Genomic DNA, 15182 nt, shown 5'->3' with positions numbered 1-15182 from the left:
AGGTCAGGACAAAAATCCCGACCTTTTGAATCTACTAAAATTTCTTCTTAATTATCGAACGTTGAACATTTGATGCCACTAAACTCAAGGCAATTGCTAGGCTGAAAGCCAGAACTGTGTTGAACTTGAGGGCTAAAAAGATAAAGCTAAACAAGGCTAAAAAGACGCAAAAACAAGCAATGTTTACAAAGAAAAGAACTTCCTTCAAACTAGCAATGGAAGTTGTTTCCGGGACATAGTCTTGGTATGGCGTTGTTTGAGTTTCCTCTTCTTCAAACTCATACGGTTGATATTTTCTTACGGACATGATTCTCTCCTTAACAGTACTCTTTCATTTTACCATTTTTCAAGAAAAAAATTATTACAGTAAGGTTACAAAAAGAATAAGTAAATTTATCATTTTAGGGAATAGCTGATTTTCCAGAAATGTGGTATAATTTTTCTTATGGAAAAGATTATTATTACAGCAACTGCTGAAAGCATTGAACAATTAAAAGAATTACTAGAGGCGGGAGTTGACCGCATCTATGTCGGTGAGAAAGATTTTGGACTTCGCCTACCAAAGACTTTTTCTTATGATGAACTGAGAACCATCGCTGGTCTGGTTCATGATGCAGGTAAGGAATTGATCGTAGCAGTCAATGCTCTTATGCATCAGGATATGATGGATCACATCAAGCCCTTCCTTGATTTCTTAGAAGAAATTAAAACAGACTACATTACTGTTGGAGATGCGGGTGTTTTTTATGTTGTCAATCGTGATGGTTATAGCTTTAAAACTATCTATGATGCGTCAACCATGGTAACTAGTAGCCGTCAGATCAATTTCTGGGGACAAAAGGCTGGCGCTTCTGAGGCAGTATTGGCTCGTGAAATTCCATCAGCTGAACTCTTTAAAATGCCTGAAATTTTGGAAATTCCTGCTGAAATTTTGGTCTATGGTGCAAGCGTTATCCACCACTCTAAGCGTCCACTCTTGCAGAATTACTATAATTTTACTCAGATTGATGATGAAAAAACACGTCAACGTGACCTCTTCTTAGCAGAGCCTAGTGATCCAGATAGCCATTACTCTATTTTTGAAGATAATCATGGAACTCACATTTTTGCCAACAACGACCTTGATTTGATGACCAAATTGCCAGAGTTGGTGGAGCATGGTTTCACTCATTGGAAGCTAGAAGGACTTTATACTCCAGGCCAAGATTTTGTTGAGATTGCAAAACTCTTCATCCAAGCCCGTAGCTTGATTCAAGAGGGAAGCTTTACGCATGACCAAGCCTTCTTGTTGGATGAGCAAGTCCGTAAACTCCATCCAAAAAATCGTTTCCTTGACACAGGATTTTATGACTACGATCCTGACATGGTTAAATAAGAATCAGAAACCCGAAATAAAATGTTCGGGTTTTTCTAGTGCAAGGATGAATTTAAAGCGTATTCATGTTATAATAAAAGTAGCTTTTTGTTTGGAGGTGTTTAAGTGGAAAATCTGAAAAAAATAGCAGGCATCAAGGCTGCTGAGTTCGTAACCGACGGAATGGTTGTAGGACTTGGAACAGGCTCGACTGCCTATTATTTCGTAGAGGAAATCGGACGTAGAATTAAAGAAGAAGGACTTCAAATTACAGCCGTAACGACCTCGAGTGTAACGACAAAACAGGCACAAGGATTAAATATCCCACTTAAGTCGATTGACGAGGTGGATGAGGTTGATGTGACTGTTGATGGAGCTGATGAGGTAGATCGCCAGTTTAATGGTATCAAAGGAGGCGGTGGGGCGCTTCTAATGGAAAAAGTAGTTGCGACACCAACCAAACAGTATATCTGGGTGGTAGATGAGAGCAAGATGGTTGAGAAACTTGGCGCTTTCAAACTACCTGTCGAAGTTGTCCAATACGGAGCAGAACAGGTTTTCCGTCGTTTTGAAAAAGCTGGTTATAAGCCAAGTTTTCGTGAAAAAGATGGCCAACGTTTTGTGACGGATATGAAAAATTTCATCATTGATCTTGATTTAGGTGTTATTGAAGACCCGATTGCTTTTGGTCATCAACTGGATCTTCAGGTCGGTATTGTTGAGCACGGTTTATTTAATCAAATGGTTGATAAAGTGATTGTTGCAGGGCAAGCTGGCGTTCAGGTTTTAACTTCAACAAAAGGGAAATAATCAAAATAATCAAAATAATCAAAAAAGGAGACACACTATGCCAAAATTTAATCGTATTCACTTGGTGGTACTAGATTCTGTAGGAATCGGTGCAGCACCAGATGCTAATAACTTCGTCAATGCAGGGGTTCCAGATGGAGCATCTGATACACTTGGGCATATTTCAAAATCTGTTGGTTTGAATGTTCCTAACATGGCTAAGATTGGTCTTGGGAACATCGAGCGTGAGACAGCCCTTAAAACGGTTCCCGCAGAAGCAAATCCTAGTGGTTACTACACTAAACTTGAGGAAGTATCATTAGGTAAAGACACCATGACAGGTCACTGGGAAATCATGGGCCTCAATATCACTGAACCTTTCGATACTTTCTGGAATGGATTCCCAGAAGAAATCCTTACAAAGATTGAAGAATTCTCAGGTCGTAAAGTAATCCGTGAAGCAAATAAACCTTACTCAGGTACTGCTGTTATCGATGACTTTGGACCACGTCAAATGGAAACAGGCGAGTTGATTATCTACACATCTGCTGACCCAGTTCTTCAAATCGCTGCCCACGAAGACATTATTCCTTTGGATGAACTTTACCGTATTTGTGAGTACGCTCGTTCGATTACATTGGAACGCCCAGCTCTTCTAGGACGTATCATTGCTCGTCCTTATGTTGGTGAGCCTGGAAACTTCACACGTACTGCAAATCGTCGTGACTTGGCTGTATCACCATTTGCTCCAACAGTTTTGGATAAACTCAACGAAGCAGGTATTGATACTTACTCAGTAGGTAAGATTAGCGATATCTTTAATGGTGCTGGGGTGAACCATGATATGGGCCACAATAAGTCAAATAGCCATGGAATTGACACACTTTTGACAACAATGGGCCTTACTGAGTTTGAAAAAGGATTCTCATTCACTAACTTGGTCGACTTTGATGCACTTTACGGTCACCGCCGTGATCCACATGGTTACCGCGATTGCTTGCATGAGTTTGATGAACGTTTGCCTGAGCTTATCGCTGCTATGAGAGAAGATGATCTACTCATGATTACTGCCGATCATGGTAATGACCCTACTTATGCAGGTACAGACCATACTCGTGAATACATTCCACTTTTGGTCTATAGCCCATCACTAAAAGGAAATGGACACTTACCAATCGGTCATTTTGCTGATATTTCGGCAACAATCGCTGATAACTTTGGCGTAGATAAGGCTATGATTGGTGAAAGCTTCTTAGATAAATTGGTTTAAGATGACTCGCTTGGCATTACTGGTTAGAGGGATCAATGTCGGTGGAAAACATAAGGTGGTCATGGCCCAGCTTCGTCAAGAGTTGACAGAGTTGGGATTAGAAACTGTTGAAACCTTCATCAATAGTGGCAATATTTTCTTTGATACTAGCATACCTAGAACTCAGTTGGTTGAGAGGCTACAGGATTTCTTTAAAGAACATTATCCATTTATTCAACATTTTTCCTTGTTAAGTCAAGAAGATTACGAAGAGGAGCTTAGAACTCTTCCGGAATGGTGGTTCCAAGAAATGGCTCGAAAGGATGTTCTCTTTTATACTGAGGGACTGGATACCAAGCAAGTCATCGAGAAAGTCGAAAGTATGGAACTGGTAGATGAAGTGCTTCATTTCGGGAAACTGGGAATCTTCTGGGGCAAATTCTCAGAAGAAACCTATAGCAAAACAGCCTATCACAAGTACCTGCTAAAGATGCCTTTCTATCGTAATATTACTATTCGAAATGCTAAAACTTTTGACAAAATCGGTCAATTTTTAAAAGATTATGAAGGAGACAGACAATGACATTATTAGCAAAAATCAATGAAACAGCTGCTTTCTTAAAAGAAAAGGGAGTAGAAGCACCAGAGTTCGGTTTGATTCTTGGATCAGGACTGGGAGAACTTGCTGAAGAAATCGAAAATCCAGTTGTTGTAGACTACGCTGAAATTCCAAACTGGGGACGTTCAACTGTTGTTGGACACGCTGGAAAATTAGTTTACGGTGAGCTTGCAGGACGTAAAGTCTTAGCCCTTCAAGGACGCTTCCACTTCTACGAAGGAAATCCTCTTGAAGTTGTGACTTTTCCAGTTCGTGTTATGAAAGTTTTAGGCTGTGAAGGTGTGATTGTTACCAATGCTGCTGGAGGTATCGGCTTTGGTCCTGGTACTTTGATGGCTATCACTGACCACATCAATATGACAGGCCAAAACCCTCTAATCGGTGAAAACTTGGATGACTTCGGTCCACGATTCCCAGACATGTCAAAAGCCTACACTCCAGAATATCGTGCTACAGCTCATGCAGTTGCTGAAAAACTTGGTGTTAAACTTGATGATGGTGTTTATATCGGTGTAACTGGTCCAACGTATGAAACTCCAGCTGAAATCCGTGCATATAAGACACTTGGTGCAGATGCGGTTGGTATGTCCACTGTTCCTGAAGTTATCGTGGCAGCTCACTCTGGCTTGAAAGTTCTTGGTATTTCATGTATTACTAACTTTGCTGCAGGTTTCCAAGAAGAACTCAACCACGAAGAAGTGGTAGAAGTGACCGAACGTGTCAAAGGCGACTTTAAAGGCTTGCTGAAAGCGATTCTTGCTGAATTGTAAGACTATGAGAGTACGACTCCAAAGTATTCCCTATGGACTGAGAGTGCTTCTAGCCACTTTATCATTAGGAATAGGGACGGGTCTGGTCGGAATTGCCTGTCATTATCTACTAGAAGGGGTGCAAGGGCTGGCCTTTGGCCAAGATAAGTCGGATTTACTCCAGCAATTTCAAGAAGCTGGAGGTCTCCGTAGATTTTTGGTCTTATGTGTGACTGGGTGTTTGTCAGCTGGCTTCTGGTATGTCCTGCAAAAGCGTTATAAGATTCTGTCTATTCGCCAGCAAATTGACTTAGCTGGAGACAGGGAACCAGCGCCCTTAGCCCACCTCCTTCATGCAGGTATGCAGGTTGCGATTGTCGGAGCAGGTGCATCGGTCGGAAAAGAAGGAGCACCACGTGAGGTCGGGGCTCTTCTAGCTGGTCGCTTGGCGAAAGGTTTTTCTCTAGCTGTCAAAGAGCGAAAAGTCTTGATTGCCTGCGGTGCTGGAGCTGGTTTAGCTGCGGTATATCAGGTTCCCTTTGCCAGTAGCTTGTTTGTCTTTGAGACCTTAGGGCTCGCCTTCAGTTGGCAGAACTTTCTACTGGTTTTGACCAGTACTTATCTGGCCACCTGGGTCGCTCAGTCCATCATTGGTCAAGAGGCTATTTATCACCTGTCCGCAGTCTCATGGTCGGCTAGCAGTTTCTTTCAGGCTATTGTGATTGCTTTCTTGGTTACTCCCTTGGCTCTGGTCTTTGCTTTCCTCGCCAAGCGGGCTAGTCACAAACGGCGGAAGGATGGGACGATTCTTTGGGCTCTTCCGCTAGCCTTTCTAGTGCTGGGGAGCCTAGTAGCCTTTTTCCCTATCTTTATGGGAAATGGCCAGGTACTAGCGCAAGCCCTCTTGTCTAGCCAGTCGATTCCTTATCTTCCACTGGCTCTTGCAGTGAAGGGGCTTCTGGTTTATCTCCTCTTGCGCAATGGTGCTTATGGAGGAACTTTGACACCATCATTTGCCTTAGGGATTGGCTCTGGATACCTAGTGACCTTGCTTTTGACAGCAGTTGGGATTCATCTGGATCCTGCTCTAGGGATGTTACTAGGAGCGACCGTCTTTTTAGGGACGACCTTAAAAGCTCCTCTGACAGCTATTGCCCTGAGCCTTGGATTTACAGGCCAAACTTGGAGTTTGACAATTCCGCTTGTACTTGCAGCTAGTCTGTCTTACGTGATTCGAAAGAGATGGGAGAAGAAACGATGAAGGTACATTTTGTACTGCATGAAACATTTGAAGTGCCGGGCGCTTATCTAAAATGGGCGCAGGAGCGTGGCCATCAAGTGACCACGACCAAAGTCTATGAGAATGAAGCCTTACCAGAGACAGTGGATGAGATCGACTTTTTGATCGTAATGGGAGGACCTCAATCGCCAGATGAAGATCGGGAAACTTTTCCATACTACGATCCTCAGGCAGAGATTGAGCTGATTCAAAAGGCTATGAAGGCAGATCGTTATATTGTTGGTGTCTGTCTTGGTGCTCAACTCTTGTCTGTTGCTTATGGCGCAGAGTATGAACATAGTCCAGAGCGTGAGATTGGTGTTTTTCCAATAACGCTAACTGAAGCTGGATTAAAAGACAATCATGTCAAAGTTTTTGGACAAACTTTAAATACCGGCCACTGGCATGGAGATATGCCGGGATTAACAGAGGATGCTGTCGTCCTTGCGACCAGTCAAGGCTGTCCACGTCAGATTATTCGCTTTAGTCCTAAACACTATGCCTTCCAAGCTCATTTGGAATTTGACCCAGAAGCAGTTAATCTCTTGATTGCTGCGGATGGTGAAGAAGTTTTGGAAGAACAAAGCAAAAAATTGACTTATGTTCAAAAGCCTGAAGTCATTCGTGCATATGATTATCAAGAAATGAATGCAAAACTCTATGCATTTTTGGATTCATTAACAAATTAAAAATAACAGAAAGGTAGAGCATGTGTTCAGATTTGAACACGAGTGGAAAGCTCGGAAAATAGATAATCTGACTGTGAAATCAGGATTTCTCGTCAGATTCCTAATTTTCAGTCGCTTTCTGGTCGCTCTTTGTATCATAAACTATGTCTATCCATATTGCTGCTAAGCAGGGTGAAATTGCTGATAAAATTCTTCTTCCTGGGGATCCTCTTCGTGCGAAATTTATCGCTGAGAATTTCCTTGAAGATGCTGTTTGCTTTAACGAAGTCCGTAACATGTTTGGTTACACTGGGACTTACAAGGGCCATCGTGTATCTGTCATGGGAACAGGGATGGGAATGCCATCAATCTCCATCTATGCGCGTGAATTGATTGTCGATTACGGTGTGAAAAAATTGATCCGTGTCGGAACTGCTGGTTCTTTGAATGAGGATGTTCACGTCCGTGAATTGGTCTTGGCGCAAGCAGCTGCAACCAACTCAAACATCATCCGCAATGACTGGCCTCAATATGATTTTCCACAAATCGCTAGCTTTGATTTGCTAGATAAAGCCTATCATATTGCCAAAGACCTCGGCATGACTACTCACGTCGGAAATGTTTTGTCATCAGATGTCTTTTACTCAAACTACTTTGAAAAAAATATCGAACTTGGTAAGTGGGGAGTTAAGGCTGTGGAAATGGAAGCGGCAGCCCTTTATTATCTTGCTGCTCAACACCATGTTGATGCTCTTGCTATCATGACTATTTCAGATAGTTTGGTTAATCCAGATGAAGATACAACTGCAGAAGAGCGCCAAAATACTTTCACAGATATGATGAAAGTTGGTCTAGAAACCTTGATTGCAGACTAAAGTCAGATTCCATTCATGTGATTACTCTTGTTCTCAAAATGATAAGCATGTTCATTGCTTCAATCCTATAAATAGATGAGAATAAGAACTTTGAAGAAAGTCAAATTATGTCAAAGAACCGAGACTAGTCAGTTTAATATCTAAATCATAATCAAATAAAGTTGAAAGCCTGGTTGACAGAAGCTAAAGGTTTTCAACTTTTTTAGAACAAAAAACTTAAGGAGGGGTAAAATGGATAAGATTGAACAATTACAGGAACTGATAGATCAAAGTCAAAGAATTGTCTTTTTCGGTGGTGCAGGGGTTTCTACAGAGTCTAATATTCCAGATTTTCGAAGTTCTGATGGTGTTTATAGTCTTAAGTTGGGGCGCCATTTTACTGCCGAGCAACTGGTTTCACGCACCATGTTTGAACGCTATCCAGAGGATTTTTTTGATTTCTACAAAAAGTATCTCGTCTATCCGGATGCTAAGCCAAATTTAGCACATATTTATCTAGCGTCGTTAGAAAAAACAGGTAAATTAAAAGCGATTGTGACGCAAAATATCGATAGCCTTCATGAAATGGCGGGTTCTGAAAATGTTTTGAAACTGCATGGTAGTGCAGATCGTAATTACTGTTTGGGCTGTCATCGCTTTTATGATTTGAATGCATTTTTGGCACTTGAAGGTCCAGTTCCTTACTGCTTAGATTGTGGTAAGGTGGTCAAACCTGACGTAACCCTTTATGAGGAACCTCTGGATATGGATGTTTTTAGTCGAGCAGCCCAAGTCATTCAGCAAGCAGATTTATTGATTATTGGAGGAACTTCCTTAGTCGTTTATCCTGCAGCTAGCCTAATCAATTATTTTTCAGGGTCAAATCTTGTCGTTATCAACAAGTCCAGCACTCCTCAAGACAGCCAAGCTGATTTAGTTATCGAAGGTAAGATCGGAGAAGTTTTTTCTAAATTGAGACAATAAAAAACTGAAAGAAGTAGGACTATACTTCTTTCAGTTTTTTTGTATCACGCCTCAGAAACTATGAACAAGATTCTCTTCATTTCTAGGGGAATATTATTGTTGATTTATAAATTGCTCGAGTTATTTTTAATTGTTGAATAAAAGGAAAAAAGGAAGATTTTCTGGATGAAAATCTTCCTTTTTTAGTCAATCAGTACATGCTGATTTTAATGAAATGCTACTATATTGTTTACTTTTTTAAAGATCGTAAAAAACAATCAATCTCTGCTTGAGAATGGAGAATACGCATCTTTTCTGGGTAAGTATTGTTTAAGTATTGGTATCTATCCTTAGCATTTTTTGTTCGTCCATCCCAGAGAATCCAACGGATAAATTCCAAGTTGAATTGCTCGGGGCATCCTGCTGCCATACTTTCTCTGACTTTGCCTCTATATTTTAAATAGCGCTTAAAGGCTCTTAGCAAACAAGTCCAAGCCGAGAAATTTAAAAAGATAATCTGGTCAGCTTGCTCCATTCTTTCCTCATAGCAACACCAAGAGTAGTTGCCATCAATGACCCAATTTTTGTTTTTGGATAAAAAATCCTTCATTTCCTTAAGCATCCAGTCACGGTCACTGTCCTGCCAACCAGGTTGAAATTGGAGAGTATCCATATGAAGTTTTGGGATGGAGTAGTGCTTGGCCAGTTTTTCTGCAAGAGTAGATTTGCCTGATCCTGAATATCCGATGATAGCTATTTTCATAATAACCTCCAGAAAATGTGCACAAAAAAAGCTCCGAGGAGCTCATTTTGTATGCAGTTAAAGATTAACCAAGTTTAGCTGCAAGACGTGCTTTATCACGGCTAGCTTTGTTTTTGTGGATCAAACCTTTAGTTTCTGCTTTATCGATAGCTGAGCTGGCAGCACGGTAAAGTTCTTCAGATGGGTTTGCTTCAAAAGCTTTGATAGCAGTACGCATAGCTGATTTTTGAGCTGAGTTCTTTTCGTTTTGTTTAACGTTCAATTCAGCGCGTTTGATAGCTGATTTAATGTTTGCCAATGTTCTTACCTCCATTTTTACTAACTATACCATTATATCTGAAAACTTACGTTTTGACAAGGGAAAATTATTTTTTTAAGTAAATTTCATCAATTTCGTGATTTTTAGATTTATGGAGAATGACCTCGGCACGATTTCGTGTCGGTTCAATGTAATTTTGGAGATTGGTGAGGTTGATACTGGTCCAAACTTGGTGAGCAAAATCCTTCACTTCACTAAGAGGAAGTTGAGTGAAACGGTAGTAATAGTTGCCTGGATCATCTTGAGCAAAGCTAAGAAGTTTTAAGAAACGATCCAAATACCAACTTTCAATATCTTCGACAGCGGCATCGACATAGATTGAAAAGTCAAAGAAATCAGTAATATAGAGACGGGCATTATGAGGGTTTTGGAACACATTGATTCCCTCAACAATGACAAAATCAGCAGCTTCTACTCGTTGTTTTTGACCCGGCACTATATCATAAATTTCATGGGAATAAACAGGTATATCAACATCCTGACCATTTTTGAGTTGGTCTAGAAAATTGAGCAAAGCTTCCATATCGTAGCTCTCAGGAAAACCCTTGCGGTTGAGAATGTCTTGCTCAATTAAGACACTATTTGGGTATAAAAAACCATCTGTAGTCACTAGTTCAACACTTGCTCCAGGAACGATACGAGACAGCAAAATTTGCAAGAGTCGACTAGTGGTTGATTTACCGACAGCAACACTCCCAGAAACTCCGATAATAAAGGGCTGTTTTTTGCTCTCTCTTTGAAGGAAAATACCTTTTGAAAAGGCAAGGTCTTCTTTGGAACGCTTATAAATCTGAATCAAATGTGCCAGTGGCAGATAGATATCTGTAACATCTTGTAGGCTAATCTGATCATTGAAACTCTTAATAGAATCTAACTCTTCCTCGGTCAAGGGAGGAGTTGTTTTGCGATGCAAGGATTGCCAAGTTTCGCGGTTTATCTTTTCAAAATGTAAAAATTCGTTGGTCATACTATATCCTCGTTTGATATCTTAGTATACCATATTTTAGAAAGAATAACCATCTGACCAATTGAGAAAAAGCGCTTTCTTTGTTAAAATATAAGGGGGAAAACCTATAAAGGAGGTGCTAAGATGAAAGCTAGATTAAGAGAAAAGGCTCTGGGTTTGTTCAGCCTATTTGTAGTTGTTTTATGGTTATCACCAAACTGGGTGAATTTCTCCTTTAAGATAGGAACTCAGAGCTATAACTGGACCACTTTTGTTTTGTTTATCTTATTACCCCTCATAGGTCTTGGCTACCTTGTGCTAGCTTTCTTTAAAAGAAAGTGCTGGCTCTTCTTTTTTGGTCTTGCTTGCATTTTTGCTTTTCCGATTACCATGGCAGTAGGGAGCTTTTTACTAGGTCCCTAATGTTAATCCGAATTTATATTATTTTTGAGAAAATACAATGTGATTTAAGGGCTTGCTACCTTTGTAAACGATTTACAATTTAAGTCAAATTATGGTAAAATAGTATCATGAGTAAAATGTATTATGCAGAAAATCCAGATGCAGCCCATGATGTTCATGAGCTTAGAGTTGAGCTACTTGGGCAAAAGATGACCTTTTTGACAGATGCTGGTGTCTTTAGTAAAAAAATGATTGACTTTGGAAGTCAGTTGTTGTTAAGATGTCTAAATATTGAAAAAGGTGAAAAAATTCTTGATGTTGGTTGCGGTTATGGGCCAATTGGCTTGTCTTTAGTCAAGGCTTATGGTGCCCAGGCGACCATGGTTGACATAAATAATCGTGCTCTGGATTTGGCGCAACAAAATTCAGTAAAAAACAAGGTTCAAGCGACTATCTTCCAGTCTAATATTTATGAGCAGGTAGAAGGACAATTTGACCATGTCATTTCGAATCCTCCTATTCGCGCTGGCAAGCAAGTAGTCCACGAAATCATCGAGAAAAGTATAGACTTTTTAGTAGATGGTGGAGATTTGACGATTGTCATCCAGAAAAAACAAGGAGCTCCTAGTGCCAAAAGTAAGATGGAAGAAGTCTTTGGTAATTGCGAGGTTGTAAAGAAAGATAAGGGATACTATATCCTTAGAAGTGTGAAAGAATGAGAGCAGTAGATCTAATCCAGAAAAAAAGAGACGGCCAAGAACTAAGCTCCAGTGAGATTCAATGGTTGATTGAAGGTTATGTATCTGGAATCGTCCCTGACTACCAGATGGCCGCTTTTGCTATGGCAGTATATTTTCAGGGGATGACTATCGATGAGATTTCTGACTTGACTATGAACATGGTTAAGACAGGTCAGGAATTTGATTTATCTCCAATTGAAGGCATTAAGGTGGATAAACACTCTACTGGTGGCGTAGGTGATAAGGTAACTTTAATCCTAGCACCTTTGGTAGCTAGTTTTGGTGTTCCAGTTGCTAAGATGAGTGGTAGAGGTCTAGGGCATACTGGCGGAACAATCGATAAATTAGAATCCATCAAAGGTTTTCAGATTGAACGAAATCAGGATGAATTTATCAAACAAGTTCAGGATATTGGTGTCTCAGTCATTGGCCAGTCCGATCAATTGGTTAAGGCTGACAAACTTCTATACGCCCTCCGTGATGTGACGGCAACGGTTGACACTATTCCCTTGATTGCTAGTTCGGTCATGAGTAAAAAGATTGCTGCTGGAGCTGATGCTATCTTACTTGATGTAACTGTGGGTGAAGGTGCCTTCATGAAAACAGTGGACGAGGCCCGTGAATTGGCTCAAACCATGGTAAACCTTGGTAAGGCTGTAGGTCGCAAGACGGTAGCAGTCATTACGGACATGAGTCAACCCTTGGGACGTGCCATTGGAAACCGCTTGGAAATCCTAGAAGCACTAGAAATTCTTCAAGGAAAGGGACGTGAAGATATTAGTCATTTTATCTGCGAGTTAGCCCAGATTATGCTATCTTTAGCAAATGTTGAAAAAACAGTCGAGGAAGTAAGGCAACATCTTGAAAATGGTAAGGCACTCCAGAAATTCGAAGAAATGGTTGTAGCTCAGGGTGGAGATTTAGAAGACCTCTATCGTCCAGTAAAAGTTGACCATATAGTTGATATTCCTGCTCAGGAGGATGGTATTATCGCAGAACTTCCAGCCATGGAGTTTGGTCTTTTTGCCATGAGATTGGGTGCTGGTCGTGCAGTGAAAACAGACGCCCTTGACTATGAGACAGGGATTGTTTTTGAGAAGAAAGTTGGAGACTTTGTCAGAAAGGGTGAAATTGTTGCAAAAGTATATACAAATGGCAAAATTTCTCCGGAACTAGTTACAGATTTCCAAAAATATGTTAAAATTAAAATAAGTGATGAAGTGATAAAATCGCGTGAAATTATCGAAATCATCTCCTAATTTAAGGAAAAACCGAAATGAAATTAAATAAATACATTGATCATACGCTTTTAAAGCAAGATGCAACAGTGGAACAAATTAATCGTTTGTTATCTGAAGCCAAAGACTATGATTTTGCCAGTGTTTGTGTCAATCCTTGCTGGGTTGCTCATGCCAAATCGGGTCTAGAAACTACTGATGTCAAGATTTGTACGGTTGTAGGCTTTCCTCTTGGAGCCACAACATCTGCTGTTAAAGCCTTCGAAACTAAAGAAGCTATCCAAAATGGTGCTGATGAGATTGATATGGTCATCAATGTTGGAGCACTCAAGTCTGGGAATGCTGATTTAGTTGAGTCAGATATTCGAGCAGTTGTTGAAGCAAGTGGAGACAAACTGGTTAAGGTTATTATTGAGGCTTGTTTGTTAACTGATGAAGAAAAAGTTCAGGCTTGCCAGCTAGCCCAGAAAGCAGGAGCAGACTTTGTCAAGACGTCAACAGGCTTCTCAACAGGTGGTGCAACCCTACCGGATGTTAAATTAATGCGCCAAACAGTTGGACCTGATATGGGGGTTAAAGCTGCTGGTGGTGCTCGTTCTTATGCAGATGCTGTTGCCTTTGTTGAAGCTGGAGCTACTCGTATTGGAACATCTTCTGGTGTAGCAATCTTAAAAGGAGAGTTAGCAGATGGCGACTACTGAGTTGATTGATTTAGCGATTGAAACTAGTAAAAAAGCTTACGTTCCCTACTCACATTTTCCGATTGGCGCTGTTTTGGTAGCCAAGGACGGAAGTATCTATACAGGGGTTAACATTGAAAATGCTAGCTATCCCTTGACTAACTGTGGCGAAAGGACAGCTATCTTTAAGGCAGTTTCTGAAGGACAACGAGAGTTTTCAGAATTGATTGTTTATGGGGAAACTGAGAAACCTATTTCGCCTTGCGGTGCTTGCCGACAGGTTATGGTCGAATTTTTTAAACCAGATCTAAAGGTGACTCTAGTCGCCAAAGATAAAACGACGGTCGAGATGACGGTCGGGGAATTACTTCCATACTCATTTACAGACTTGCAATAGTCTGTGTCACTCTCTGAGTGACAAGGGTCCTTGTGACCAATCAATCCATACTTGCAACTTCGTTGCGCATCTTATTTAGGAGGTTCAGTAATGAACAAGAAACAATGGCTAGGCCTTGGTCTAGTTGCAGTAGCAGCATTTGGACTTGCTGCATGTGGTAATCGCTCTTCTCGTAACGCAGCTTCTTCATCTTCTGATTTGAAGACTAAAGCAGCTATCGTTACAGATACTGGTGGTGTTGATGATAAATCATTCAACCAATCAGCTTGGGAAGGTCTTCAAGCTTGGGGTAAAGAGCACAATCTTGCAAAAGATAAAGGCTACACATACTTCCAATCAACAAGTGAAGCTGACTACGCTAACAACTTGAACCAAGCAGCAGGAAGCTACAACTTGATTTATGGTGTTGGTTTTGCTCTTCACAATGCGGTTGAAGAAGCAGCGAAAGAACATGCAGACTTGAACTATGTTTTGATTGATGATGTGATTAAAGATCAAAAGAACGTAGCAAGTGTAACATTTGCTGATAATGAAGCAGCTTACCTTGCAGGTGTAGCAGCAGCTAAAACTACTAAAACAAAACAAGTTGGTTTTGTAGGTGGTATGGAATCTGAAGTTATTTCTCGTTTCGCAGCTGGTTTCAAAGCTGGTGTTGAGTCAGTTGACCCATCTATCAAAGTACAAGTAGACTACGCTGGTTCATTTGGTGATGCCGCTAAAGGTAAAACAATCGCTGCAGCTCAATACGCTGCAGGTGCAGACGTAATCTACCAAGCAGCTGGTGGTACTGGTGCAGGTGTCTTCTCAGAAGCTAAATCTTTGAATGAAAGCAAAAACGAAGGCGAAAAAGTTTGGGTTATCGGTGTAGACCGTGACCAAGTTGAAGAAGGTAAATACACTTCTAAAGATGGTAAAGAATCAAACTTCGTACTTGCTTCTACTTTGAAACAAGTTGGAACAACAGTTCAAGATATCGCAAACAAAACTGAAAAAGGTGAATTCCCTGGCGGTCAAGTGATCGTTTACTCATTGAAGGATAAAGGGGTTGATCTAGTAACAACTAACCTTTCTGAAGAAGGTAAAAAAGCTGTTGAAGATGCAAAAGCTAAAATCCTTGATGGAAGTGTAAAAGTTCCTGAAAAATAATGGATGAAAGTCATTTCTTAGGGGAGC

At 40.7% G+C, this 15182-nt stretch carries 19 protein-coding genes; 15 read left to right on the top strand and 4 right to left on the bottom strand.

Going from position 1 to position 15182, the window contains the following annotated elements; translation table 11 throughout:
- Positions 1–34 precede the first annotated feature (34 nt).
- The gene (locus TZ96_RS08815; RefSeq protein WP_045763757.1) at positions 35–307 is read right to left on the bottom strand and encodes a DUF3270 family protein; all 273 of its coding nucleotides are present in this window, start codon (positions 305–307) and stop codon (positions 35–37) included.
- A 138-nt stretch (positions 308–445) separates the two neighbouring features.
- Here TZ96_RS08815 and TZ96_RS08810 point away from each other — a divergent pair, with 138 nt between their 5' ends.
- The 9 genes from TZ96_RS08810 (at position 446) to TZ96_RS08770 (ending at position 8545) form a co-directional block, all read left to right on the top strand.
- The gene (locus TZ96_RS08810; protein WP_045763756.1) at positions 446–1375 is read left to right on the top strand and encodes a peptidase U32 family protein; all 930 of its coding nucleotides are present in this window, start codon (positions 446–448) and stop codon (positions 1373–1375) included.
- 105 nt (positions 1376–1480) lie between these two features.
- Positions 1481–2164 carry a ribose-5-phosphate isomerase RpiA gene (gene rpiA, locus TZ96_RS08805; protein WP_045763755.1) on the top strand — a complete coding sequence of 228 codons (684 nt, stop codon included), beginning with the start codon at positions 1481–1483 and terminating at the stop codon, positions 2162–2164.
- A 37-nt stretch (positions 2165–2201) separates the two neighbouring features.
- The gene (locus tag TZ96_RS08800) at positions 2202–3413 is read left to right on the top strand and encodes a phosphopentomutase (RefSeq protein WP_045763754.1); all 1212 of its coding nucleotides are present in this window, start codon (positions 2202–2204) and stop codon (positions 3411–3413) included.
- A gap of 1 nt (position 3414) precedes the next feature.
- On the top strand, positions 3415–3975 hold the full coding sequence (locus TZ96_RS08795) for a DUF1697 domain-containing protein (RefSeq protein WP_045763753.1): 561 nt from the start codon (positions 3415–3417) through the stop codon (positions 3973–3975).
- The gene (locus TZ96_RS08790; RefSeq protein ID WP_000173180.1) at positions 3972–4781 is read left to right on the top strand and encodes a purine-nucleoside phosphorylase; all 810 of its coding nucleotides are present in this window, start codon (positions 3972–3974) and stop codon (positions 4779–4781) included. Before TZ96_RS08795 ends, TZ96_RS08790 begins: the two co-directional genes overlap by 4 nt.
- A 4-nt stretch (positions 4782–4785) precedes the next feature.
- Complete coding sequence (locus TZ96_RS08785; RefSeq protein WP_198921497.1) at positions 4786–6021, top strand: chloride channel protein; 1236 nt, start codon at positions 4786–4788, stop codon at positions 6019–6021.
- The gene (locus TZ96_RS08780; protein WP_045763865.1) at positions 6018–6728 is read left to right on the top strand and encodes a type 1 glutamine amidotransferase; all 711 of its coding nucleotides are present in this window, start codon (positions 6018–6020) and stop codon (positions 6726–6728) included. The genes TZ96_RS08785 and TZ96_RS08780 overlap by 4 nt, the downstream gene beginning before the upstream one ends.
- Positions 6729–6871: 143 nt before the next feature.
- Positions 6872–7582 (top strand): purine-nucleoside phosphorylase, encoded by a 711-nt coding sequence (gene deoD, locus TZ96_RS08775; RefSeq protein ID WP_045763751.1) that lies wholly within the window; start codon positions 6872–6874, stop codon positions 7580–7582.
- A 231-nt stretch (positions 7583–7813) separates the two neighbouring features.
- Positions 7814–8545: an NAD-dependent protein deacylase gene (locus TZ96_RS08770; protein ID WP_045763750.1), complete on the top strand. Its 732-nt coding sequence runs from the start codon at positions 7814–7816 to the stop codon at positions 8543–8545.
- A gap of 229 nt (positions 8546–8774) precedes the next feature.
- Here the strand turns inward: TZ96_RS08770 and TZ96_RS08765 are convergent, their stop codons facing one another.
- The 3 genes from TZ96_RS08765 to coaA all read right to left on the bottom strand — a co-directional run bounded on the left by TZ96_RS08765 (position 8775) and on the right by coaA (position 10573).
- The gene (locus tag TZ96_RS08765) at positions 8775–9287 is read right to left on the bottom strand and encodes a DNA topology modulation protein (RefSeq protein ID WP_045763749.1); all 513 of its coding nucleotides are present in this window, start codon (positions 9285–9287) and stop codon (positions 8775–8777) included.
- Between the two features lie 64 nt (positions 9288–9351).
- Positions 9352–9600 carry a 30S ribosomal protein S20 gene (gene rpsT, locus TZ96_RS08760; protein WP_029689628.1) on the bottom strand — a complete coding sequence of 83 codons (249 nt, stop codon included), beginning with the start codon at positions 9598–9600 and terminating at the stop codon, positions 9352–9354.
- 52 nt (positions 9601–9652) lie between these two features.
- Complete coding sequence (gene coaA / locus TZ96_RS08755; RefSeq protein ID WP_045763748.1) at positions 9653–10573, bottom strand: type I pantothenate kinase; 921 nt, start codon at positions 10571–10573, stop codon at positions 9653–9655.
- A 123-nt stretch (positions 10574–10696) separates the two neighbouring features.
- Here coaA and TZ96_RS08750 point away from each other — a divergent pair, with 123 nt between their 5' ends.
- The 6 genes from TZ96_RS08750 (at position 10697) to TZ96_RS08725 (ending at position 15155) form a co-directional block, all read left to right on the top strand.
- Complete coding sequence (locus TZ96_RS08750) at positions 10697–10975, top strand: hypothetical protein (protein ID WP_045763747.1); 279 nt, start codon at positions 10697–10699, stop codon at positions 10973–10975.
- 107 nt (positions 10976–11082) lie between these two features.
- Complete coding sequence (locus tag TZ96_RS08745) at positions 11083–11673, top strand: class I SAM-dependent methyltransferase (protein WP_142322045.1); 591 nt, start codon at positions 11083–11085, stop codon at positions 11671–11673.
- Positions 11670–12953, top strand: a complete 1284-nt coding sequence (locus TZ96_RS08740) for a pyrimidine-nucleoside phosphorylase (RefSeq protein WP_045763745.1) — start codon at positions 11670–11672, stop codon at positions 12951–12953. Before TZ96_RS08745 ends, TZ96_RS08740 begins: the two co-directional genes overlap by 4 nt.
- 17 nt (positions 12954–12970) lie before the next feature.
- Complete coding sequence (deoC, locus tag TZ96_RS08735; protein ID WP_045763744.1) at positions 12971–13633, top strand: deoxyribose-phosphate aldolase; 663 nt, start codon at positions 12971–12973, stop codon at positions 13631–13633.
- A complete protein-coding gene (locus tag TZ96_RS08730; RefSeq protein WP_000246078.1) occupies positions 13620–14009 on the top strand; it encodes a cytidine deaminase in 390 nt (129 codons plus the stop codon). Before deoC ends, TZ96_RS08730 begins: the two co-directional genes overlap by 14 nt.
- 90 nt (positions 14010–14099) lie before the next feature.
- Positions 14100–15155 (top strand): BMP family lipoprotein, encoded by a 1056-nt coding sequence (locus TZ96_RS08725; RefSeq protein WP_045763743.1) that lies wholly within the window; start codon positions 14100–14102, stop codon positions 15153–15155.
- Positions 15156–15182 lie beyond the last annotated feature (27 nt).

It is taken from the genome of Streptococcus infantis, from assembly GCF_000963255.1.
GTDB lineage: Bacteria > Bacillota > Bacilli > Lactobacillales > Streptococcaceae > Streptococcus > Streptococcus nidrosiense.
Note: the sequence above shows the minus strand (reverse complement) of the source record. Positions and strands in the feature narration are given on the sequence as shown.